The organism is Actinokineospora sp. UV203, assembly GCF_056323665.1.
Genome location: NZ_CM150484.1, coordinates 2,640,697 through 2,662,641 on the forward strand (window position 1 = coordinate 2,640,697; position 21,945 = coordinate 2,662,641).

The window sequence follows — 21,945 nt, forward strand, 5'->3', positions numbered from 1 at the left end:
CTTGATCAACGGTAGGTGAGGAGATCCCGGTTGGCTCCCTCGAAATGCCCATGCTCGTTGAACGACACGAGCGACGCTCCGGAACGCCCGACGACGATCTTGGTGATCGCCGCGTTGACCACGACCCGGTTGACCGCCACCACGCCCGCGCCCATAAGTCGCGCGCACAGGGCGGCGATCACCCCGCCGGAGGTGAACACGAATGCGTCACCGCCCGCCGCCACCTCGGTCAATGCGGCGAACGCGCGGTCGGCGAAATCGGTGTAGGTGCCAGTGGCCCCGACTTCCAGTCCGTTGCCGATCCAGTCCTCCAGCGCCCGGTCCAGGAGCGCTTGGAAGTCCCGAGGCGAGACAGGAGCGTCGACCTGCTCGCGCGCGGCGAGCGCTTGGACCAGACCGAGATGGTCGTACTCGTCCCAGCGCGCGTCCGTGCCGCAGCCGAGATCTATTCCCGCCGCCGCCAGCGTGGCCGTGGCCGTGTCGCGCTGACGGGCCAGCGTGCCCGCCCAGACCTGAGCGGGCTTGACGCCACGGACTCGCAGTTCTTCCCCCAGCACCTTGGACTGCTGGTGTCCGACTGGTGAGAGGACGTCGTAGTCCGCCGCGCCGAACGACGCCTGCCCGTGGCGCAGCAGATAGACAACGCTCACTTGCCGATCACCTCGCGGCAGCGCCATTCCAGGTATCCGGCGAACATCCAGAAGTCCTTGAACGCCGGGTTGTGCGTCTGCCCGTGGTGGTAGCGGTAGTAGATCTGCTGCATGATCACCGCCAGCCGGAACAGGCCGAACGCCTCGTACCAGGACCAGTTCGCGGGCTTGAGCCCCATCCGGTCGCAGTAGTAGTCGACGATCTCGGCGCGGGTCAGCATCCCCGGCAGGTGCGACGGCTGCCTGCGCGCCACCTTGAACACGTCGTCGTCATCAGCCTGGATCCAGTAGGCGATAGCGCCGCCGAGGTCCATCAGCGGGTCGCCGAGCGTGGACATCTCCCAGTCGAGGACGCCGACGATGTCACGGTCGTCGTCGAGCACGACGTTGTCGAAGCGCCAGTCGTTGTGGATGACCACAGTGGACACGTCGCCGGGCTGGTTCGCGTCGAGCCAGGACATGACCTCGGCGAAGTCGGGGACGTTCTCGGTGCGCGCGTTGCGCAAGCGCTCCGACCAGCCCTTGACCTGCCTGCCGACGTAGCCCGCGCCCTTGCCCAGGTCGGTGAGGCCCGCGGCGGCCGGGTCGACCTGGTGCAGGTCGACCAACCGGTCGATGAGCTTCGTGGACAACGCGCGCGCTTCGGCCTCGCTCAGCGTCATGCCCTCGGGCAGGTCGCCGCGCAGGATGGTGCCCGGAATCCGTTCCATGACATAGAAATCGGACCCGAGGACCGACTCGTCGGTGCACAACCCAAGCACGGTCGGGACATACGGGTACACCGGCTTGAGTGCCTGCTGGACCCGAAACTCCCGCTTCATGTCGTGGGCGGACGCGGCCTTCTTGCCGACCGGGGGCCGCCGCAGGATCAGCGCGCGGTCGGGGTAGGTCAGCAGGTAGGTCAGATTCGAGGCGCCGCCAGGGAACTGGCGCACCGTCGGCTCACCGGCCAGTCCATCCACAATGGACGAAAGCCAGCCGTGGACCGCGCCGGTGTCGAAGCTGTCCTCCGACCGGACCTCCCGGGTCTCATCCACGGTCATGACAGCTTGGCCACCAGGCTAAGCGGAAGGTTGCGCATCGCGAAGCCCATCAGGGTCCACGGCCACGCCGGCGTGCACGCCTTGGCCGACTCCTTCTCGATCGCCTTCACCATCGACCGCACGCCCGGCACGGTGTCGACCATCAGCGGGGTCTTCTTGACCTTCTCGTTCATCTCCGAGCGGATGTAGCCCGGGTAGATGGTGGAGACGTTGATCGGCGACTTGAGCAGGTCGGCGCGGATGCCCTCAGCGAGCGCGGCGACACCGGCCTTCGTCGCGGCGTAGGTCGACAGGTTGCCGCCCAGGCCGCGCATGGCGCTCATCGAGGAGATGACCACCAGGTGGCCCGCGTTCTGCTCGCGGAAGATCTCCATCGCGGCCTCGCACTGGGCGAGCGCGGAGACAAAATTGGTCACCGCGGTCTGCTTGTTGGCCTCGAAGTAGCCCGTGCCCAGCGGCTGCCCCTTGCCCAGACCGGCGTTGACGATGACCCGGTCGATGGTGCCGAGTTCGGCCTTGAACTCGCCGAAGACCTTGAACACCGCGTCGTGGTCGTTGACGTCGAGTGCCCGCACGACGACCTTGATGCCCGGGTTCGCCTTGAGCAGTTCCGTGCGCAGCGTCTCCAGGCGGTCGGTGCGCCGGGCGGCGAGCGCCAGGTTGCGGCCGAGGGCGGCGAACTGGCGGGCCATCTCCTCACCGAGGCCGGAACTGGCGCCGGTGATGAGGATGTTCTTACGAGTCAAGGGAATCCTTCTCCATCTTGGGCCGCAGCTTGGCCCAGTACTTGGCGACCTGCTTGTCCACCAGCCACGGCGCGAACCGCTTGAGCCGCTGCGCGCGCCTGCCGTCGGCGTGCGTGTGGACGAGGAACCGCTTGGCCGCCACCGCGTCGAAAACCTGCTTGGCCACGTCTTCGGGGGTCACCTTCGACGACGCCATCAGTTTCTGGCTGACCTTCAGCGCGGCCGGGTCCGGCGTGCGCATGCGGTCGTTGAGGTTGGTCTGGACGAACGCGGGGCACACCACGGTGGTGCTGATCCCGTGCGGTTCGAGTTCGTAGCGAAGGGTCTGCGACAACGCCAGGACGCCCGCCTTGGTGACGTTGTAGGAGGCCATCGCAGGCAGGTTCATGATTGCCGCGAGCGAGGCGACGTTGACCAGGTGGCCGGAGCCCTGGGCCTTGAACATCGGGACGAAGGTGGCGCAGCCGCGCACCACGCCCTTGACGTTGATCTCCCAGATCCAGTCCCAGTCGGCCATCGGGACGCGGTCGATCCGCCCGCCCGAGGCCACACCGGCGTTGTTGACCAGCACGTCGAGCCCGCCCCAGTGCTCCTCGCACCAGTCGCGCGCGGCGGCCCAAGACTCATCCTTGGTCACGTCGAGAACCAGGTAATCGGCGTCGATCTCCTTGGCCGCGGTCTCGGCGGCGGTCGCGTCCACGTCGGTGACCAGCACGCGCCAGCCCGCTTTCGCGTAGTGCGCGGCCATGGCCTTGCCTAAACCGGACCCCGATCCGGTGATCAGGATGCGGCGGCTCACGACGTGTACTTCTTGAGCTCGATGCGGGAGACGACGCCGCGGTGGACCTCGTCGGGGCCGTCGGCCAGGCGCAGCGAGCGGGCACCCGCGTAGGCCGCGGCCAGCGGGAAGTCGTCGGTCATCCCGGCGCCGCCGTGCAGCTGGATGGACATGTCGATCACGTCCAGGGCCATGTTCGGCACCACCACCTTGATCTGCGAGACCTCCGAGAGCGCACCCTTGAGCCCGTAGGTGTCCAGCTTCCACGCGGCGTTGAGAACGAGCAAGCGCGCCTGCTCGATGGCGATGCGCGCGTCGGCGATGCGCTCACGGTTTCCGCCGAGGTTGGCCAGCGGCTTGCCGAAGGCCTCCCGCTGGGTGGCGCGGACACAAGCGAGTTCGAGGGCCTTCTCGGCGAGGCCGATGAGGCGCATGCAGTGGTGGATGCGGCCAGGGCCGAGCCTGCCCTGGGCGATCTCGAAGCCGCGGCCGGGACCGGCGATGACGGCGTCGAGCGGCAGGCGGACGTCGGTGAAGCTGACCTCGCCGTGGCCGAAGGGCTCGTCGTGGCGGCCGAAGACCGGCAGCATCCGCTCCAGCTTGAAGCCGGGCGTGTCCAAGGGAACCAGGACCATCGAGTGGCGCGCGTACTTGTGCGCGTCCGGGTCGGTCAGGCCCATGAAGATGGCGACCTTGCAGTTCGGATGGCCGATGCCGGTGGAGAACCACTTCCGTCCATTGAGGACGATCTCGTCGTTCTTGACCACGGCGGTGGCGGCCATGTTCGTCGCGTCGGAGGAGGCGACGTCCGGCTCGGTCATGCAGAACGCGGACCGGATCTCCCCGCGCAGCAGCGGCGCGAGCCACCGCTTCTTCTGCTCGTCGCTGCCGTACATGTGCAGGACTTCCATGTTCCCGGTGTCCGGGGCGTTGCAGTTGAACACCTCGGGCGCGATGAACGAGCGGCCCATCAGCTCGGCGAGCGGCGCGTACTCGACGTTGGCCAGCCCGGTCTCGTCCTTGAGAAAGAGGTTCCAGAGACCGGCCGCGCGGGCCTTGGCCTTGAGCTCCTCGATGACCGGCAGGACGACCCACGGATCGTCCAGCGCGGCGAGTTCGCGGTGGTAGTCGGCCTCGACCGGCTCGATCTCGGTGCGGATGAAGTCACCGACCCTGGCGAGATAGTCGGCCGCTTTGGCCGAGTGCGCGAAGTCCACGTCGCCTCCTATTGAGCGTTGCTCAACAAGGTACCCTGACTATCGAGCAATGCTCAACAGGTCCGAGGAGTGACGTATGTCCGAAGCACCCACCAGGGTCCGCCGCACGGCGGCCGACCGGCGCAAACAGCTGATCGGCATCGGCCTGCGGATGCTCACGGTGCGGCCGATCCACCAGGTCACGGTGGATGAGGTGGCGGCTGAGGCGGGCATTTCCCGCAGCCTGCTGTTCCACTACTTCCCCACTAAGCAGGACTACTACGTCGAGGTCGTGCGGGCCGCCGGCAGGCGTTTGCTGCGGTCCGCCCAGCCCGGTGATGACACGCGGGCGATCGTGGAGGGCTACGTCGCCTTCATCGAACGCCGCCGCACGCAGTACGTGGGGCTGTTCCGCGCCTCCGGGCTGGACGACTGGGTCAAGGAGATCCACGACGAGACGCAGGACGAGCTGAGCGTGCGGGTGATGTCGGCGCTGGGGCTGGTCGACCCGGCAGAGCCTGTGGTGTTGGCGGTGCGGGCGTGGTGGGCGTTCGCGGAGGAGCTGACGATCGAGTGGACCGGACGGGAGCGGTCGGACCGGGAGGCTCTGGTCGGTCTGCTGCTCAGCGCGCTGGACAACGTGGTGTTGTTGGCGAACGAGGTCAAAGAACCGTCCGACGCGACCTGACCCGGTCATGATGGTCACCGAAGACGGGGCCGCCCACCTTCCCGATGAAGTCGCCGGGAAAGCCGAGGGTGAAGTCGGTGGCCGCTTCCAGCCGCGCCACCATTTCAGCGGGAAGCGCGATCTCCAGCGCGCCCAGGTTGTCCTCGATCTGCTCCACCCGGCTCGCGCCGAGGAGTGGATGCACCACCGGGGAGTGGGCCATCGTCCACGCGATCGCCACCTGTGCCGGGCTGGCGCCCATCTCGGCCGCGACCTGGCCCAGGGCGTTCACCACCGGTCCCTTCCCCTTGCCGGACAGCTCGCCGTGAGCCAAGGGCGCCCACGCGGCGACGCTCAGGCCCAGTGACTCCGCCATCGGCAGCAGTTCACGTTCGATGTCGCGGTTCAGCAGGTTGTACGGCACCTGAAGACCGGCGAACGGCGACCATCCACGCCACTCCGCCAAAGTGTTCGCTCGCGCGACAACCCACGCCGGTGCGTCCGAAACGCCTACGTACAACACCTTTCCGGAGCGGACGGCGTCGTCGAGGGCGCGCATGGTCTCCTCGATCGGCGTGTTCTGGTCCCACATATGGATCCAGAACAGGTCGATGTAGTCCGTGCGCAGCTGCCGCAGGCTGGTTTCCAGTGACAGCGCCAAGTTCTTGCGGTGATTGCCCGCCGCGTTCACGTCGGTGGCGTCGCGGGTCATCGTGTACTTAGTGGACAGCACGAACCGGTCGCGCCTGCCGGTGAGCAGGTCGCCGACGACCAGTTCGCTCTGGCCGCCGCCGTAGGTGACCGCGGTGTCGATGACGTTGCCGCCCGCCTCGGCATAGCGGTCGAAGACGGGACGCGCCGCGTCAGTCGAGGTGAACCGCATGGCGCCGAGGAACAGGTCGGAGACGCGCAGCCCGGTGCGGCCGAGCAGCCGGTAGCCCATCATCTCGCGTACCCGTAAAGGAAAGCGCGGACGCCCGCGGTCACGGCCTCGGTGATCTCCGCGTCGGTGAGCGCGCCCGCCTGGAACGACGGGTTCCACGGGAACACCAGCGCCATCAGGTGCAGCGCCGCGCGCTCCGGGTCGTCGGTGCGCAGGGCCGGGATGGCGGCCAGTCGCTTGCCCAGTTCCCGGCGCACGCGCAGCGGGCCGGTCTCCTGCCAGGCCTCGACGGCCTCGGGCGGGATGTGCCCGGCCTCCGCGTTGACCTGGCGCACCAGGGCGAAATGCTCGACCGACTCCGCGACCGGTTTGGCCAGGTCCACACCGAAGTCGATGAGGTCCTGCTCCAGCGAGACGATCTTGCCGAGATGCTTGTCGACCAGCGCGATCTGCGCGGCGGCGGCCCGTTCGGCGCTGTCCTGGATCACCGCACGAAACAGGTGCGCCTTGTCCTGGAAGTGGTTGTAGACCGTGCGCGTGGACACGCCTGCCTCGGCGGAGATCGCGTCGACGCTCGCCCGGGTGTAGCCGTCGCGCGCGAACACCGTCAGCGCGCCGGCGAGGATCGACCGGCGTTTCTCCGCCAGTCCCCCGCGCGGTCGTTCCTGAACCATTTTTGCACCCATCGTTTTACTTGTTACAACGCTCGTTGTACCTTAGCAGGGCAAGCGACAAACCGAAGGGGGACCGCGAGAGATGACCCGAATCGCCGTGATCGTCGGCAGCACCAGGCCTGGCCGCCGTGCCGAAATGGTGGCCCGCTGGGTCGAGGAGGCCGCCGTCGAGCGCACCGACGCGGTGCTGGAACTGGTCGACCTGGCCGACTACGCCCTGCCGCTGCTCGACGAGCCCGTGCCCGCGCTGTTCGGCGACTACCGCAACGAGCACACGGTGCGCTGGTCCAAGACCATCGCGTCCTACGACGGGTTCGTGTTCGTGACACCGGAGTACAACCACTCGTACCCGGCGGTGGTGAAGAACGCGATCGACTACCTGTTCGCCGAGTGGGCGAACAAGGCCGCGGGCTTCGTCAGCTACGGCACGGCAGGCGGCACGCGCGCCGTGGAGCACCTACGGCTGACGCTGGCCGAACTCAAGGTCGCCGGGGTGCGCAGCCAGGTGGCGCTGGGGCTGTTCACCGATTTCGTGATCACCGACCCGGCCGAGCCGGGGGTCTTCGCGCCCGGCGAGCACCAGCGGCAGTCCCTGGCCACGATGCTCGACGAGGTCGTGGCCTGGTCCCACGCGCTCAAGCCGCTGCGCGAGCCAATCGCAGCATAGAAACAGCGGCACGGAAAGACCGGTGGGCCCGGCGCGAGGTGCCGGGCCCACCGATCCGTTCTCAGGTCACGCCTTGAGCAGCAGGTTCACCGTGTCCGGGTTGATCCCGCCGATCTTGTCCTTCGTCGCCGCGGCGGTGATGGCCTCCGCGACAGCCGACGGGGTGGCGTCCGGGTTGGCCGCCAGGTACAGCGCGACCGCGCCCGCGACGTGCGGGGTGGCCATCGACGTGCCGCTGATCGTCTTGGTCTCCCCGCCGATCCACGCCGAGGTGATGTCCACGCCGGGCGCGTAGAGGTCGACGACCTTGCCGAAGCTGGAGAACTCGGCCTGCTTGTCGGTGTTGTCCGACGCCGCGATGGTCAGCGCCTCGGGGACGCGCGCGGGCGAGCTGCCGCCCGCGTCGTCCGAGCTGTTGCCCGCGGCCACCGCGAAGGTGACCCCGGACTCGATGGCCGCCCGCACCGCCTTGTCGAGCGCCTCGTCGGCGCCACCGCCGAGACTCATGTTCGCCACCGACGGGCCCTGGTGGTTCTTTGCGACCCAGTCGATGCCCGCCACGACGCCCTCGGTGGTGCCGCTGCCCTGCGCGTCGAGTACCCGCACCGGGACGATCTTCACGCCCTTGGCGACGCCGTACTCCGCACTGCCGATCGTGCCCGCCACGTGGGTGCCGTGGCCGTTCTCGTCGTCGGGCTTGTCGTCGTTATCGATGGCGTCGAAGCCGCCCGAGACTCGCCCGCCGAGTGCCGGGTGGTCGGCTTGGACGCCGGTGTCGATCACGAACGCGGTGACGTTGTCCGCCTTGCCGCTGTAGGTGAACGACTTGTCCAGCGGCAGGTCGGCCTGGTCGATCCGGTCGAGTCCCCAGGACGGCGGATTCGGCTGGACGTCAAGTGCCCGAATTTTCTGGTTTGCCTGCACGAATTCGACCGCGTCATCGGCCGCGAGTTTGCGAGCCTGCGATTCCGACATTGTGACCGAGAATCCGTTGACAGAACTTTCGTAGGTTGCGCGAACCTTTCCACCATAGTTATGGGCGACATCCGCGGACTGGCTGCGCGCACCATCCTTGAGCATCACGATGTAGCTGCCCTCGACCGCGTCTGGGCTCCCTGCCAGCAGGATCTCGCCCTCCTGCGCTTGTGCGGGAGCCGCCAACGCGACAACGGTCGCCGCCGAGCCGATGAGTGCGAAGCCGATTGCGAGTCGGCCCCGACGACCTTCGCGCCTCAGTGTCATGAAAGGTGTTCCTTTCTTGTTGGAAATGCCATGCAATGACGTTTCGACAAGAAAGGGCAACAGTTGCCACTTGCCACTGTTACGCCGAGCAGACCAGACACATTGTCTGTTCAGTGCGGCTGGCCTGGGATCTTCACTAGTCCGCCTCCCCGGAGTTTTCCCAGCAGTCGCCTTTCAAGGAGAGGTCCGGTGTCGCGGTCACCGTGGTCGAGCACCGCACGGTCCCCTTAGGTCCGGTCGCGTCAGGGGCCGCCGAGGTTCATCCCATTTCGCGTAGCTGCTTTCGGACAACTTTTCCGGTGGCGTTGCGGGGCAGCTCGTCGATGAAGACGACATCGCGCGGGACCTTGAAGCGGGCCAGGTTCGACTTCACGTGCTCGCGCAGCTCGTCCGCGCTGACGTCGGTGTCAACCACGACGTACGCCTTGAGCCGCTGGCCGAACTCGGGGTCCTCGGTGCCGAGCACCGCGGCCTCCACCACGCCCGGGTACTCCACGAGCAGGTTCTCCACCTCGGCCGGGAAGACGTTCTCCCCGCCGGAGACGATCATGTCGTCGTCGCGGCCGTCGATGAACAGCAGGCCGTCGGCGTCGAAGTGACCGACGTCACCGATGGAGAGCAGGCCGTCGATGATGTCCTTGTTGCGCCCGTCGGTGTACCCGCCGAAGCTCAGGCCGCTGCCGACGAAGATCCGACCGGTGACGTTCGGCTCGGTGATCTGCTTGCCCGCGTCGTCGTAGAGGCGCACCTGGCAGCCGACCGGCGGCCTGCCCACGGTGCCCGGCGCGGCCCGCCAGTCCTGCGGCGTGGCGACCGTGGCGACGGCGACCTCGGTCGAGCCGTACAGGTTGTGGATCACGTCGCCGAACGCGCGGGTCGCGCGGTTGCCCAGCTCCGGTGAGAGAGCCGAGCCCGCGGTGAACAGGATCCGCAGCGAACTGGTGTCATACCGGGCCAGAACCTCCGGACCGACGTCGAGGACGCGCTGCAGCATCGTCGGCACCAGCACCAGCGTGGTCGCCTTGTTGTCCTCGATCATCTTCAGGATCTGCTCCGGATCGAACTTGCGACGCATCGCGACCGCGGAGCCCAGCGCGAAGCTGATGATGAACTGCGAGAGCCCGGTCCCGTGAAACAGGGGCGCGCCCAGCACGGTGCTCTCCCCCGCGCGAAGCGGGATGCGGTCGAGGAACTGCGCGGCGGCCAGCGGCGAGCGCACCTGGCGCGGCGCGCCCTTCGGCGTTCCGGTGGTTCCGCTGGTCAGCAACACCATCCCGCCCGGCTCCGACGGCGCGGGCACCGACCGGTCGTCGGTGTTCGCGATGAGTTCCTCAAGCGTGCGCACATCCGCGACCGCGGAGTCAGTCCACGCGATGAACCGCGGGATCTCGGGTGGCAGCGCGGTGGCGAGCTCACTGAACTCCTGGTCATGGATGAACACGGTGACGCCTTCGCGCTTGGCCACGTCGGCCAGCTGCGGCTTCGCGAACCCGGTGTTCATCAGCAGCAGCCGGGCGCCGAGCTTGCCCGCGGCGAGCATGGTCTCCACGGCGCCGCGGTGGTCGCGGGCGAGCAGTGCGACCACGGATTTCTCCGTGACACCGCGCTCGGCCAGCGCGCGGGCGAGCGCGTTGGACCGGGTGTCGAGCTGGCGGAAGGTCAGCGGCCCGAGCTCGTCGACGAGGCCGACGGCCCGGTGGTCGCGGTTGGCGGCCACCCGCGCGGCGCCCGCGATCGGACCCAGCTGCCGCACGGCGATCATGGACTTGACCACGTGGTCGGGCCGGGTCATCGGGACCAGCCCGGCCTTGCGCATCACATCGACGCTGCGGACGACCGTCGGCACCTTGCCCGCCAGGTCGCGCACCAGGGTCATGTAGTCGCTCAACGGAGCCTCCCGTGGTCATTCGAGTTACCGACGAGTCAAGGTGCCGCACAAGTTACTCGCGAGTCAACTGCCGGTATCTGTCAGTGGGATGGCGCAGAATCGCCGGTGTGCGGATCGCGGTGGTGCCGGAGAGTGATGGGGCTGGTCGGGTCCGGGTTCTCGACGGCCCGACCGAGGCTGTTGGCGACCTCGCGGCCTGGATGGGCGAGCAGCAGCGGCGCCATGACGTGCGGTGGGTGCTGCCGTCCACCGAGGAGCTGTACCCGAAGCTGCTGCGGGCCGGGGTGCGGCTCGACCGGTGTCATGACCTCGCCCTGGCCGAGGGCATCTTGCTGGGGTTCGAGGAACGTCCCCACCACCCCCGCAACCTGGGTGCGGCCTGGGCGCGGACCAGGGGCCTGCCCGAGCCCGCCGACCCGCGTCCGCAGACCCGTGGGGAGCAGCCCACCCTGTTCGAGGCCGACCGCGGCACAACCCCGGCCGGAGCCGACCCACTCGACGCCGCCGTCGCCGTCCTCGCCGACCAGGAGCGCCGGATCGCCGCCACCGCCCAGCCCGACCGTCTGCGCCTGCTGGTCGCGGCCGAGTCAGCGGGGGCGTTGGCGGCGTCGGAGATGTCGCACCACGGCCTGCCGTGGCGCACCGACGTCCACCTGGCCATGCTCGAAGACCTGTTGGGCCCGAGGACCGCGCCCGGCGTCCGCCCGGCGAAGCTCGCCGAACTGGCCGACCGAATCAGCGCGGCGTTCGCGGGCAGGCCGGTCAATCCCGACCACCCACCCAGCATCGTGCGCGCGTTCGCCCGGGAGGGCGTGGAAGTCCCGTCGGCGCGGGCATGGGTGATCAAGGAACTCGACCATCCCGCTGTCGCGCCGCTGTTGGAATACAAGGAACTGTCGCGCCTCTATGTCGCCCACGGCTGGTCTTGGCTGGACAGCTGGGTCGACGGCGGCCGCTTCCGCCCCGAGTACGTCGTCGGCGGCGTCGTCTCCGGCCGCTGGGCGACTCGCGGCGGCGCGGCCCTGCAGTTGCCTCGGACCCTGCGAACGGCAGTCCGATCGGATCCCGGATGGGTCTTGGTGTGCGCGGACGCGTCCCAACTGGAGCCCCGGGTACTGGGAGCACTCTCCGGAGACCGCCGATTCGCCGAGGTGTCGGCGTCCTCGGACCTCTACACGAGCCTCGCCGCTGACGCCTTCGACGGCGACCGGGGCCGAGCGAAGATCGCGATGCTGTCCGCGATGTACGGCGGTACCAGCGGCGAAGCGGGACCGCTGCTCGCCGTGCTGCGCAAGCGTTTTCCCCAGGCCGTCGAGTACGTCGAGCAGGCGGCGCGGGCAGGTGAGGAAGGCCGGGTCGTCCGATCAAGGCTGGGCCGAACCAGCCCACCCCCAAGCGAGGCCTGGCGGGAACTCACCTCAGATTACGAAGGCGAACAAGCAGAGAAGCGCGGCAGGCAGGCCGCCCGCGAGTGGGGCCGCTTCACCAGAAATTTCGTCGTCCAAGCCAGTGCCGCCGACTGGGCGCTGACGATGCTGGCCACACTCCGCCGAACCCTGGCCGCCTCGGCCCCGGACGCGCGGATCGTCTTCTTCCAACACGACGAGGTCATCGTCCACTGCCCGCAGGAGTCCGCGGAGGCAGTGTCCGCCGACGTGTCAAAGGCGGCGGAACAGGCAAGCACGCTGGTCTTCGGCGCAACCCCCGTGCGGTTTCCGTTAGAGGCAACAACAGTCACCTCCTACGCCGACGCCAAGTGACCTAAGTGGACAAACGGACGGACCCAAGCCCGAGATCATCCACACACCGAGAACCAGCCAACCCAAGAGTCAGATCGAAATCGGCGAGCAACGACCGAACAGCATGCCGAACCCCCGCTTCCCCACCCAACGCCAGCCCGTAAACGTAAGGCCGCCCAACCAACACCGCCGAAGCCCCCAGCGCCAACGCCTTGAACACATCGGCACCAGTCCGAATCCCGGAGTCGAACAGCACCTCGACCTGATCCCCGACAGCCGCGGCGATCTCCGGCAACACCTCTAGCGACCCGATAGCCCCATCCACCTGCCGCCCACCATGGTTCGACACCACGATGCCGTCCATTCCCGCATCAGCGGCCCGGCGCGCGTCGACCACGTGCTGGATTCCTTTGAGGACGATCGGCCCGTCCCAGTGTGACCGCAGGAACGAGAGCCGGTCCCAGCTCTTGTCGGTCCCGGTGAACAGCGACACCCACCGCAACACCGCCATACCCTGATCCTCCGCGGGCGACTTCTCCAGCCCCGCAAGGAAAGCCGGGTCGCTGAACGCGTTCGCCACACCGACCCCACGCAGGAACGGCAGATATGACTGGTCAAGATCACGTGGACGCCACGCCAAAGTCCACGTGTCCAAGGTGACGACCAGAGCGGTGTACCCGGCGGCCTTGGCCCGCTCCAGCAGGCTCACGCAGACCGCGTCCTCATTGGGCCAGTACAGCTGGAACCACCGCGGCCCGTCGCCATTGGCCTCGGCGACCTCCTCCAACGCGTACGAGGAAGCTGTCGACAGCACCATCGGCACCCCGAGCGACCCGGCCGCGCGGGCCGTAGCGAGTTCACCGTCAGGATGGACGATCGACTGCACCCCGATCGGCGCCAGCAGCACCGGAGCAGGCATCGAGGTGCCCAGCACCGTCACGCTGGTGTCGCGGGTGGTCGCGTCGCACAGCATCCGCGGCACGATGCGCCAGCGGGCGAAGGCGTCCCGATTGGCCCGCATGGTGTCGCCGGACCCGGCGCCGCCCGCGACGTAGCCGAACGGCCCGGGCTCCATCGCCTCCTCGGCGACGGCCTCCAGCCTGGTCCCGTCGGTGGTGAACGGCGGGAGCTGGTCACCGAGCCCCTGAAGGTAGATCTCGTCCTGGTACCCCACAGTTCCGCCTCCCCGAAAATTTTGAGATTTGGTCACCTAGCGTCTCATGGTGGCGGTCTGGTGGGCACCGTGGTCAGGTTTCGTCGCGGTCCCTTAGGTCCAGTTGGATGGGGGCGAGCGCGTCTTCTCTCACGGGTCGGGCTGAGTCTCGCGCTGCCCGACCCCGTGAGAGAGACGGATCAGGCCTGCGGCTGCGCGGTCTGCGGCTGCTCGGCCGGCTTCTTGGCCATCGCGACGGTCACCAATAGAGCGACCAGGCCCAGTCCGCCGATGCCCAGTCCGGCCGCGGGCTGGTAGTCGTCGAGGAACGCGATGATCGTGAGGTGGTAGTCGGCGAAGTACAGGCCGGCGGAGACGAAGCCGACCAACATCAGGAACACGGCGATCTTACGAAGGATTTCCATGGATCTTCCCCTAGTACGCGCGCTGACGGAGGGGCGGTGATCGCCGCCATCCGGCCCCCATCCGAGAGGGTGCGCCACCCTAACGGGTGAATGCGCGCATTCGCCAGAGCCCGTACCACCCGACTATCGCCGACCCGATCGCGCAGACCAGAGCGGGTGTCAGCAGTTGCATCCCGCGGGCCCCGAGCGCGAGCGCCAAGGTCCAGATGGCGAGCAGCAGGGCGCCGAGTCCAAGCAAGACCACGCCGAAGGCGAGTTGCGGCTCGCGACGCAGGAGCATCGCCGGGCGCGGGTACCGGCCGTGCGGCAGGGCCAGCACACCCATGACCGCGATGCCCGCCACGGTCAGCACCAAGGCCAACGCGAACCACACCAGCAGCGGACTCGGGGTCGGCATACCGGCGATCATCAGCACGAACGAGCCGACGGCCAGCCACGCGGAGCACCGCCGCAGCACCAGCCATAACGCGATCCGGTGTGCGCGTCCGAACTTCGAGTCGCGGGGCCGGGCCGACGGTTCCGCGCGCACGCCCGCGAGCCGGGACAGCTCTTCGCGAACCACTTCGTTGCCTGGGTCCAACTGTAAGGAGTCGGCGAAAGCGCGCTTGGCCACGGGGAAGTCGCGCACCCGGACCGCGGCCATGCCCAACACCTCGTGCACCCGAGCCTCGTCAGGTGCGGTGATCACCGCGCGCCGGGCGGCCTCAAGCGCCTCACGCGGCGAGACCGGGCCGAGCGCCTCGGCCAGCGTGACGTGGTTGCGCCAGTCGCTCGGGTCACGCCGCGCGGCCTCCCGGGCAGACACGGCGGCCTCGTCGTGGCGGCCCAGTTCGGTCAGGGCGAGGCTGGCGAGCCGGTGCGCCCACGACCGCTCCCCCAGGGTGATCGCCCGCTTGGCGGCGTCGAGGCAGTGCCGCGGCTCGCCCGCGTCGAGCAGCGCGGCGGCGAGCCTGCACCACGCCTCGGCGTAGTCCGGGTGCGCGGTCAGCACCGGGCGCAGGATGTCGATCGCGACCTCCGGGCGTCCCGCCGCGGTCAACTCGGCGGCCTTGATCAGCACCGCGTCGATCGACTCGGCCATGGTCACCCCCTCCCGCATGTCGCGGCCCAGTGTGTCAAGGGACCCGATCGGGGTGGCGGTTATCCGCCCGCGTGTCTTGTGCGGATAACACACCGATGTGCGCGCGGTGTAAGAAGGATTCGCCACATCAGTGGACGGCGACTCGTCTTGAACGCTGTTTTCCATAGACTGATCGGGTGAAGTCCTCACCCATCCCGGGCAAAGCCCGGCTGGCCCTCATCCTGGGTGGGCTGAGTGCTTTCGGGCCCCTGTCGATCGACATGTACCTGCCCGCGTTCCCCGCGATGGCCGAACAGCTGGGCACCGGTCAGGCGAAGATCCAGATCACGCTGACCGCGTTCATGATCGGGCTGGCGGGCGGCCAGATCATCGCGGGACCGATGTCGGACGCCTACGGCAGGCGCCGACCGCTGCTGATCGGCTTGGCGCTCTACACGCTCAGCTCGCTGGCCTGCGCCGTCGCGCCGTCGGTCCTGGCGCTCGTCTTCCTGCGGCTCGGCCAGGGTGTCAGCGCCGCGGCGGGCATCGTGATCGCCCGGGCGGCGGTGCGCGACATGTTCTCCGGGGCCGCGCTCGCCCGCTTCTTCTCGCTGATGCTCCTGGTCAACGGTCTGGGCCCGATCCTCGGGCCGATCATCGGCGGCCAGGTGCTGCGGTACACGCAGTGGCCGGGGATCTTCATCGTGCTGGCGGGCTTCGGCGTGGTGCTGTTCCTGGTCACCGCGTTCGCCCTGCCGGAAACCCTCGCGCCGCTGGGTCGACGGCCCGCGCGACTGGGCAACGTGCTGAGGACATACCGGCGGATCGGCACCGACCGGACGTTCATCGCCTACGCCGCCGCGGCCGGGTTCGTCATGGGCGCGATGTTCGCCTACATCGCCGGGTCGTCGTTCGTGCTGCAGCAGCTGCACGGGCTCAGCCCGCAGAACTACAGCTTCCTCTTCGGCGCCAACGCCATCGGCATCGTGATCATGGCCCAGGTCAACGGCCTGCTGCTGCGCAGGTTCGCCCCACGCAGGCTGCTGATCGTCGGCCTGCTGACCTCGGCGACCGGCGGGGTGGCGGTGCTCGTGACGACGTATCTCAACTTGGGCTTGGTGTATCTGCTGCCCGGCCTGTTCGTCGTGGTCGCCAGCGTGGGCATGGTGACGCCGAACTCGACCGCGCTGGCCATGGCCGACCATGGGCACCGCGCGGGCACGGCATCGGCGCTGCTCGGCCTGGTGCAGTTCATCATCGGCGGGCTCGCCGCGCCGCTGGTCGGCCTCGGCAACCCGTCGACGGCGCTGCCGATGGGCGTGGTGATCGCGACGCTGTCGCTCCTCGGGCTCGCGGCGTTCGCGCTGACCCGGCCCACCAAGAACCGCCCCGGCCGCTACCAGACCCGGCGCGAGGCCGACACCCAGCCGATCCCCGGCCTGCCGATCCCGGACGTCGCCCGGCACGAGGGCGACCTGTGGGACGCCCCGACGGCGGACTCCGTCCGGTTCAGATGAGGTCGGCGAGCGGCTTGGTGCGCAGGTCGTCGGCCGAGACCTCGCCGCGCTGATCCACCAGGGCCTGCAGGGCGTCGCCGTCGTCCCACTGGTTCACGTTCATCGCGGCGAGCACGCGGCCGCCGCGGGTCCAGAACGCGGTGAACTCGCGGGCCGCCAGGTCGCCGCGCACCACCAGTTCGTCGGTGAACGGGTTGGCCAGGCCGCGTACCTCCATGCCGAGGTCGTACTGGTCGGAGAAGAAGTACGGGCTCGCCGTGTACGGCTCGGCGGCGCCGATCAGGTTGCCCGCGACGTGGCTGCCCTGATCCTTGGCGTTGGCCCAGTGCTCGACCCGCACCCGCCTGCCGTAGCGGGGGTGGAAGTGCGCGGCGATGTCGCCGATGGCGTACACGTCCGGCGCGGAGCTGCGCAGCGTGGCGTCCACGTCGACGCCGCCGCCCGGCACCGAGTCCGACAGCTCCAGGCCCGCGGCCTTCGCCAACTCCAGCCTCGGCGCCGCGCCGACCCCGACGATGACGACGTCGGCCGGGAGCGTGATGCCGTCGCTGAGGTGCACGGCCCGCACCACGCCCTCGTCGCCGGTGAAGGCGTCCACGCCGATGCCCAGGTGCCAGGTGACGCCGTTGGCCGCGTGCAGGTCGCGGAACACCTCGGCCACGGTGTCGCCGAGGGTCTTGTGCAGCGGCAGGGGAAGCGGGTTGACGACGGTGACGTCGGCGCCGTGTTTGCGCGCCGCCGCGGCGACCTCGCAGCCGATCCAGCCCGCGCCGACGATCACGACCCGGACACCGGGCGCGAACGTCGCCCGCAGGGTCAGGGAGTCCTCCCAGGTCCGCAGGGTGTGCAGGCCGTGGAGGTCGCCGCCCGGCACCGGCAGGCCGCGCGGCGCGGCACCGGTGGCGAGGACGAGCCGGTCATACGGGATGCGGGTCCCGTCGCCGTCGACCACGGCGCGCTCACCGAGATGCAGTTCGCGGATGTCGGTGCTGGTACGCAGATCGATGTCCTTGTCCGCGTAGAAACTCTCCTCGTGCACCCAGTCCGGTTCCTCGGCCTCGCCGAGCAGTACCGCCTTCGACAGCGGGGGCAGCGCGTAGGGCCGGTGCGGGCCGTGGCCGACGAGGACGATCTCGCCGTCGAACCCCAGTTCGCGCAGTTCACCGGCGGCCGTGCCGCCCGCCAGTCCGGTTCCGACGATCACGATCCGCCGCACTGGCGCCATGGCGTGTCCTCCTGGGCGACCCGGTATTTGTTCTGGGTTTTCGACGTTAGTCCTCCACCTGAGGGACCGCCCGTCACGAAAATCTTGAGAACGCGTCACCTTCTGCCGTCACGGCTCGTTACCGTGCGCGTCATCACATAGACAGGACTACGACCGTCGGGCGGGTCGAGAGGGTGGGCATCAGTGAGCAACAGCAAGGAGTGGTCGGTCAGCTGCCGGGATATCGCGGGCCGCAGACGCGATGTCACGGTCTTCGTCCGACAGGGCCGGGTCGTCCTCGTCGCGCCGCCGGGCGAGACCGCGATCCTGTCGCCACTCGACGTCGGCAGGCTGCGCGCGGCCCTGCGGGATGCCGTCGTGGATGCCTCAGTTGAGGCTGGCTGACAAAAATCTCGCTTTCCTACCGACCAGTAGGTAAGGTTTCGCTGGTATTCGGAGGAGGCAGGATGACGACGTACTTCGTGACCGGCGCGACGGGGTTCCTCGGCCGCAGGCTGGTCGAGCGGCTGGTTTCCCGACCGGACTGCGACACCGTGCACGTCCTGGTGCGGCAGCGATCGATGGAGCGGTTCACCGAAGCGGCGACGCACTGGTCGAGGCCCGAACTCGTGGTTCCCGTCATCGGCGACCTGGCCGAGCCCGGCCTCGGCATCGATCCGGCGACCTACGGCGTCGGCGGTGTCCATCACGTTGTGCACCTGGGGGCGATCTACGACTTCACCGCATCGGATGAGGCCAACCGCACCGCCAACGTCGTCGGCACCGCCAACGCCCTCGACTTCGCCCGCGCCGTCGGGGCCTCGCTGTTCCACCACGTCTCGTCGATCGCCGTCGCGGGCGACCACCGCGGCCGGTTCACCGAAGCCGACTTCGACCTCGGGCAGCACCACCACTCGCCGTACCACGCGACGAAGTTCGAAGCCGAACGCCTGGTACGCGCGCAGGACGCGGTGCCGTACCGGATCTACCGCCCGGCCGCGGTCGTCGGCGATTCGCGAACCGGCGAGATGGACAAGATCGACGGCCCGTACTACTTCCTGCCCGCGCTGACCCGCCTCGCCCGGCTGCCCGCCGCGCTGCCGCTGGTGGCGCCGGGGCTCGGCGGGACCAACATCGTCCCGGTCGACTACGTCGTCGACGCCATGGCGCACCTGATGCACGTGGACGCGCCATCGGGCCAGACGTACCACCTCACGGAGAACGGTCGCCAGCGCGTCGTGGACGTGTTCAACGCCCTTGCCGCCGCTGTGGGCGCACCCCAGATCAAAGCGACCCTGCCGTTCCGCCTCCCACCGGCCCGTCGGGTCGGCCCGGTGCCCGCGGCGGTTCTCGCCGAACTCGGCATCCCGGCCGAGGTCGTCCCGCACATGGATCTCCCCACCGTCTTCGACTCCACCGCGACGGTCGCCGCGCTCGCGGGCAGCGGCATCACCCTCCCGCCGCTGCGCTCGTACGCGGGCGCGTTGGTCCGGTACTGGACCGAGCACCTGGACCCCGAGCGCGCTTGGCTGCACGCGGAGTCGTTGCGCGGCAAGCGGATCGCCATCACCGGGGCGTCCTCCGGCATCGGCAAGGCCACGGCGCTGGCCGCCGCCCGCAAGGGTGCGACCGTGCTGCTGGTGGCCCGCAGGCAGCCCGAACTGGAGCAGCTGCGCGAGACCATCGAGGCCGGCGGGGGCGTCGCCGAAGTCCACCCGTGCGACCTCACCGACGCCGACTCCGTCGACGCGCTGGTCAAGAACCTGGGCGTGGTCGACATGCTGGTCAACAACGCGGGCCGCTCGATCCGCCGTTCGGTCCACCTGTCGGTCGACCGCCTCCACGACTTCGAGCGCACCATGTCCCTGAACTACTTCGCGCCACTGCGGCTCACCCTGGGGCTGTTGCCAGGCATGCGCGCGCGGGGGTTCGGCCGGATCGTGAACGTGACGACCATGGGACTGCAGACCGACACCCCGCGGTTCTCCGCGTACCTGGCGTCCAAGGGCGCCCTGGAGTCGTTCAGCCGCTCCGCCGGGCGCGAGCTGTTGGCGGACGGCATCACGATCGCGTCCGTGCGGATGCCGCTGGTCCGGACCCCCATGATCGGAGCCACGAAGGCGTACTCCCGGATGCCGGCCAGCTCCCCGCGCACGGCGGCGGACCTGGTGATCCGCGCGTTGGAGGGTCGCGGGGAGGTCGTCCAGCGGGCGGAGGGGTTCGCCATGGAGCTGCTGCGCGTGTTCGCGCCCGGGGTGGCACGGCAGCTGATGAACGTGGCGTACCGGGTGATGCCGGAGTCGGCACCGGAGGCGCGCAGCCGCCCGGAACGTCCGCTGGCCGTGCTGGCGTCGGCGGTGGTCCGCCCGATCTGGCGCGGCCTACGCTAGGCGCTCGTCGACCTGGCTCGCACCACAGTCCCGCGCCCTCCGCCGCAACGCCTTCACGCGCTCGGCGATCCGCTCGGAGGCGATGCCATTGTTGAGGTCGAGCGCGGCGGCGACCGTCCGGTCAGCCTGGTCGTGCTCGCCCAGTTCCAAGTAGGCGGCGGCGATGTGGATGCGCGTCTTGACCTGGGAGGTCACGCGGGTCTTGGGGAGCGCGGCCAAGGCCCGCTCAAGCATGGCGACGCCCTGCCTCGGGCGGCCGGTGTCGCGCAGGCACTGGCCGATGTCGGAGGTCAGGTCGACTTCTCCGTAGTGCCCCAGCCAGCCAGGCTCGTCCCCGGGCCCCCGGTCGAACGCCCGCCGAGCGGCGTCAAGCGCGTCCGAGGTGCCCTGCCGGTCACCGAGAAGGCTCAGGCTGCGCGCCTCGATCGCGTGCAGGTATGCCGAGACCGCTGGTGTCGCCCGCTCGCCGATCACGTGCAACGCGGACCTCGCCAGCGAGGCCGCCCGGAGCCCGGCCTGATCCGCCTCCTCGCGGTCGGCGCTGTTCGCGCCGATGTCGATGGTCACCCGACTCATCTCGGAAAGGACGTTGGCGCCGAAGGACTGATCCCCCGCCCGCATCGCGAGCCCCAGAGCCTGCGCGTAGTACCGCTGCCCGAGCGCGTGTCGCCCACTGTCCACAGAGGTCAAACCGGCGAGGAACGTGGCTTCGGCGAGTGCGCCCGCCAGGTCCCGGCCCACGGCTTGCCCGTGGTTGCCCTCGCGCATGTGGCGGCTCTGCTGGTGGACCAGTTGCACCACCTGCTCCCGAACCCGGCCGCCGCCGTGCAGTCGGTGCAGCTTCTCGAAATGGCGCACCGTCGAGCGCACGATCTCCACGTCCGCCCGGCCGATTCGACCACCGTCGGCGAACGCACCCTCAGGCGAGGCTGTCATCGCCATCCATGCGGGCTCAGCGAACGCGGCAGCGGCGAACGTGGACCCGAGCATGAAGTTTCGCCGACTGAGATCCCGTCCCGACAGTTCCGCCACGGTGGCGATAGTGCCACTTAACGTCACCGAGGTCCGCAACCCGTCGAACGTGTCGCCCGCCTGCACGCGGTCGGCGAATCCGCAATCGGCCACCGAGACCCGGTAGCCCAACCGCCTGGACAGCACCCCCGCCACCAGCAGCGGCACCGGTGACCTGGGCTGACAGCCGTCAAGCATCCGTCGAACCGAGGTTGTCGTGGTTCCTAGGTGAATTCCTTTCTGCCTGCCCTCGGCAACCACGGCATTGGCCAAGGCCGTGTTGCTCAGACCCGCGTCAGCCATCAGCAGGCGGAGCGCGGGATTGCCGTCGAGTTCGGCGGCCATCGCCCCTCCAGAACGGTAGTCACTCAGTCGCTCACGGTAGCGGCCATGGGACTCCGACCCCAGCTGATCTGGGTTGATCGGTCGAAGTAGGACCCAAGTGAGACCCCGGGGTGCCGAGTGAGCGTTCTGCCCGACTTCTGGGACTGCCTTCTCCGCGCGCGGGGCGATTCGCTGGAGCCGACTCATCCGATATCGGAAAGGACCGCTGATGACCGGCACCATCGAAGGGACCACCGGGCGGTCGCTCGTCCCGGAACGGCTCTTCACCAGGCTCTCCGCCCGCGTCGAACGCGACGGGCACCACCCGCCGACGCGCGCGGACCGGATCGTCGATCAAGCCCTCGCGTTTCTGGGCACCTGTGGCACGAACCACGGCGAGCCGCTCGCCCCCAGCGCGATCGTCGACGAGGGCTGGCACGCCTTCCTCCTGCACACCCGTGAGTACGCCGAGTTCTGCCGCATGGTGGCCGGCCGGTTCATCCACCACCGGCCCGGCGACGGCACCCGACGAGCCGAGATCGACGTCAAGCGGTCGGTTCGCGCGATGCGCGCCGCCGGATTCGTGGTGGACCTACCGCTGTGGTTGCCTACCGAGGCCAAGTGCACCCAGTGCCACGGCGGCTGCCACGACGATCCGCCGCCACCGCCTGCCTGCTGAAGAGGTCCG

At 69.1% G+C, this 21,945-nt stretch carries 21 protein-coding genes; 7 read left to right on the top strand and 14 right to left on the bottom strand.

All coding sequences use genetic code 11. The features are described from left to right. Positions 1 to 5: 5 nt before the first annotated feature. Genes ACUZ2Y_RS12330 through ACUZ2Y_RS12350 form a run of 5 tightly spaced genes read right to left on the bottom strand, consistent with a single transcriptional unit; the run spans position 6 to position 4,434 of the window. A complete protein-coding gene (locus tag ACUZ2Y_RS12330; protein ID WP_476330112.1) occupies positions 6 to 650 on the bottom strand; it encodes a histidine phosphatase family protein in 645 nt (214 codons plus the stop codon). Next, complete coding sequence (locus ACUZ2Y_RS12335; RefSeq protein ID WP_476330115.1) at positions 647 to 1,693, bottom strand: phosphotransferase family protein; 1,047 nt, start codon at positions 1,691 to 1,693, stop codon at positions 647 to 649. The genes ACUZ2Y_RS12330 and ACUZ2Y_RS12335 overlap by 4 nt, the downstream gene beginning before the upstream one ends. Continuing rightward, positions 1,690 to 2,439, bottom strand: coding sequence for an SDR family oxidoreductase (locus tag ACUZ2Y_RS12340; RefSeq protein ID WP_476330118.1), 750 nt, complete (start codon positions 2,437 to 2,439; stop codon positions 1,690 to 1,692). Before ACUZ2Y_RS12340 ends, ACUZ2Y_RS12335 begins: the two co-directional genes overlap by 4 nt. Beyond that, positions 2,429 to 3,238 carry an SDR family oxidoreductase gene (locus ACUZ2Y_RS12345; RefSeq protein ID WP_476330121.1) on the bottom strand — a complete coding sequence of 270 codons (810 nt, stop codon included), beginning with the start codon at positions 3,236 to 3,238 and terminating at the stop codon, positions 2,429 to 2,431. The genes ACUZ2Y_RS12340 and ACUZ2Y_RS12345 overlap by 11 nt, the downstream gene beginning before the upstream one ends. Next, a complete protein-coding gene (locus ACUZ2Y_RS12350) occupies positions 3,235 to 4,434 on the bottom strand; it encodes an acyl-CoA dehydrogenase family protein (RefSeq protein WP_476330123.1) in 1,200 nt (399 codons plus the stop codon). The genes ACUZ2Y_RS12345 and ACUZ2Y_RS12350 overlap by 4 nt, the downstream gene beginning before the upstream one ends. A gap of 76 nt (positions 4,435 to 4,510) precedes the next feature. On the opposite strand from ACUZ2Y_RS12350, the gene ACUZ2Y_RS12355 reads away from it, so the two are divergent. Further along, the gene (locus ACUZ2Y_RS12355; protein ID WP_476330126.1) at positions 4,511 to 5,101 is read left to right on the top strand and encodes a TetR/AcrR family transcriptional regulator; all 591 of its coding nucleotides are present in this window, start codon (positions 4,511 to 4,513) and stop codon (positions 5,099 to 5,101) included. Here ACUZ2Y_RS12355 and ACUZ2Y_RS12360 read toward each other — a convergent pair. Together ACUZ2Y_RS12360 and ACUZ2Y_RS12365 are read right to left on the bottom strand one after the other, a co-directional pair. Next, positions 5,076 to 6,026 (bottom strand): aldo/keto reductase, encoded by a 951-nt coding sequence (locus tag ACUZ2Y_RS12360; RefSeq protein ID WP_476330128.1) that lies wholly within the window; start codon positions 6,024 to 6,026, stop codon positions 5,076 to 5,078. The genes ACUZ2Y_RS12355 and ACUZ2Y_RS12360 overlap by 26 nt on opposite strands. Then, the gene (locus tag ACUZ2Y_RS12365) at positions 6,023 to 6,637 is read right to left on the bottom strand and encodes a TetR/AcrR family transcriptional regulator (protein ID WP_476330131.1); all 615 of its coding nucleotides are present in this window, start codon (positions 6,635 to 6,637) and stop codon (positions 6,023 to 6,025) included. The genes ACUZ2Y_RS12360 and ACUZ2Y_RS12365 overlap by 4 nt, the downstream gene beginning before the upstream one ends. Positions 6,638 to 6,719: 82 nt before the next feature. Here ACUZ2Y_RS12365 and ACUZ2Y_RS12370 point away from each other — a divergent pair, with 82 nt between their 5' ends. Then, complete coding sequence (locus ACUZ2Y_RS12370) at positions 6,720 to 7,304, top strand: NADPH-dependent FMN reductase (protein ID WP_476330134.1); 585 nt, start codon at positions 6,720 to 6,722, stop codon at positions 7,302 to 7,304. 66 nt (positions 7,305 to 7,370) lie between these two features. Here the strand turns inward: ACUZ2Y_RS12370 and ACUZ2Y_RS12375 are convergent, their stop codons facing one another. Together ACUZ2Y_RS12375 and ACUZ2Y_RS12380 are read right to left on the bottom strand one after the other, a co-directional pair. Next, the gene (locus tag ACUZ2Y_RS12375) at positions 7,371 to 8,546 is read right to left on the bottom strand and encodes a S8 family peptidase (RefSeq protein ID WP_476330136.1); all 1,176 of its coding nucleotides are present in this window, start codon (positions 8,544 to 8,546) and stop codon (positions 7,371 to 7,373) included. A gap of 259 nt (positions 8,547 to 8,805) precedes the next feature. Continuing rightward, a complete protein-coding gene (locus ACUZ2Y_RS12380; protein WP_476331758.1) occupies positions 8,806 to 10,422 on the bottom strand; it encodes an acyl-CoA synthetase in 1,617 nt (538 codons plus the stop codon). 119 nt (positions 10,423 to 10,541) lie between these two features. Here ACUZ2Y_RS12380 and ACUZ2Y_RS12385 point away from each other — a divergent pair, with 119 nt between their 5' ends. Continuing rightward, positions 10,542 to 12,194 carry a bifunctional 3'-5' exonuclease/DNA polymerase gene (locus ACUZ2Y_RS12385; RefSeq protein ID WP_476330138.1) on the top strand — a complete coding sequence of 551 codons (1,653 nt, stop codon included), beginning with the start codon at positions 10,542 to 10,544 and terminating at the stop codon, positions 12,192 to 12,194. A 1-nt stretch (position 12,195) separates the two neighbouring features. Here the strand turns inward: ACUZ2Y_RS12385 and ACUZ2Y_RS12390 are convergent, their stop codons facing one another. The 3 genes from ACUZ2Y_RS12390 to ACUZ2Y_RS12400 all read right to left on the bottom strand — a co-directional run bounded on the left by ACUZ2Y_RS12390 (position 12,196) and on the right by ACUZ2Y_RS12400 (position 14,832). Further along, positions 12,196 to 13,347, bottom strand: coding sequence for a lactate 2-monooxygenase (locus ACUZ2Y_RS12390; RefSeq protein WP_476330140.1), 1,152 nt, complete (start codon positions 13,345 to 13,347; stop codon positions 12,196 to 12,198). Between the two features lie 179 nt (positions 13,348 to 13,526). Continuing rightward, entirely contained in the window at positions 13,527 to 13,751 is a 225-nt protein-coding gene (locus tag ACUZ2Y_RS12395; protein ID WP_476330143.1) for a hypothetical protein, read from the bottom strand. Positions 13,752 to 13,830: 79 nt separating this feature from the next. Further along, complete coding sequence (locus ACUZ2Y_RS12400) at positions 13,831 to 14,832, bottom strand: tetratricopeptide repeat protein (RefSeq protein WP_476330145.1); 1,002 nt, start codon at positions 14,830 to 14,832, stop codon at positions 13,831 to 13,833. Between the two features lie 176 nt (positions 14,833 to 15,008). On the opposite strand from ACUZ2Y_RS12400, the gene ACUZ2Y_RS12405 reads away from it, so the two are divergent. Then, entirely contained in the window at positions 15,009 to 16,328 is a 1,320-nt protein-coding gene (locus tag ACUZ2Y_RS12405) for a multidrug effflux MFS transporter (protein WP_476330147.1), read from the top strand. On the opposite strand, the gene ACUZ2Y_RS12410 is transcribed toward ACUZ2Y_RS12405, so the two are convergent. Then, complete coding sequence (locus ACUZ2Y_RS12410; protein WP_476330149.1) at positions 16,321 to 17,553, bottom strand: NAD(P)/FAD-dependent oxidoreductase; 1,233 nt, start codon at positions 17,551 to 17,553, stop codon at positions 16,321 to 16,323. The genes ACUZ2Y_RS12405 and ACUZ2Y_RS12410 overlap by 8 nt on opposite strands. 183 nt (positions 17,554 to 17,736) lie before the next feature. Between ACUZ2Y_RS12410 and ACUZ2Y_RS12415 the strand changes: the two genes are divergently transcribed. Then, the gene (locus ACUZ2Y_RS12415) at positions 17,737 to 17,937 is read left to right on the top strand and encodes a hypothetical protein (RefSeq protein ID WP_091383483.1); all 201 of its coding nucleotides are present in this window, start codon (positions 17,737 to 17,739) and stop codon (positions 17,935 to 17,937) included. Between the two features lie 62 nt (positions 17,938 to 17,999). Then, positions 18,000 to 19,922 (top strand): SDR family oxidoreductase, encoded by a 1,923-nt coding sequence (locus tag ACUZ2Y_RS12420; RefSeq protein WP_476330152.1) that lies wholly within the window; start codon positions 18,000 to 18,002, stop codon positions 19,920 to 19,922. On the opposite strand, the gene ACUZ2Y_RS12425 is transcribed toward ACUZ2Y_RS12420, so the two are convergent. Beyond that, positions 19,914 to 21,278 carry a hypothetical protein gene (locus tag ACUZ2Y_RS12425; RefSeq protein WP_476330154.1) on the bottom strand — a complete coding sequence of 455 codons (1,365 nt, stop codon included), beginning with the start codon at positions 21,276 to 21,278 and terminating at the stop codon, positions 19,914 to 19,916. The two genes, ACUZ2Y_RS12420 and ACUZ2Y_RS12425, sit on opposite strands and share 9 nt — an antisense overlap. A gap of 208 nt (positions 21,279 to 21,486) precedes the next feature. On the opposite strand from ACUZ2Y_RS12425, the gene ACUZ2Y_RS12430 reads away from it, so the two are divergent. Next, on the top strand, positions 21,487 to 21,936 hold the full coding sequence (locus ACUZ2Y_RS12430) for a glycine-rich domain-containing protein (protein WP_476330156.1): 450 nt from the start codon (positions 21,487 to 21,489) through the stop codon (positions 21,934 to 21,936). Positions 21,937 to 21,945: the final 9 nt, after the last annotated feature.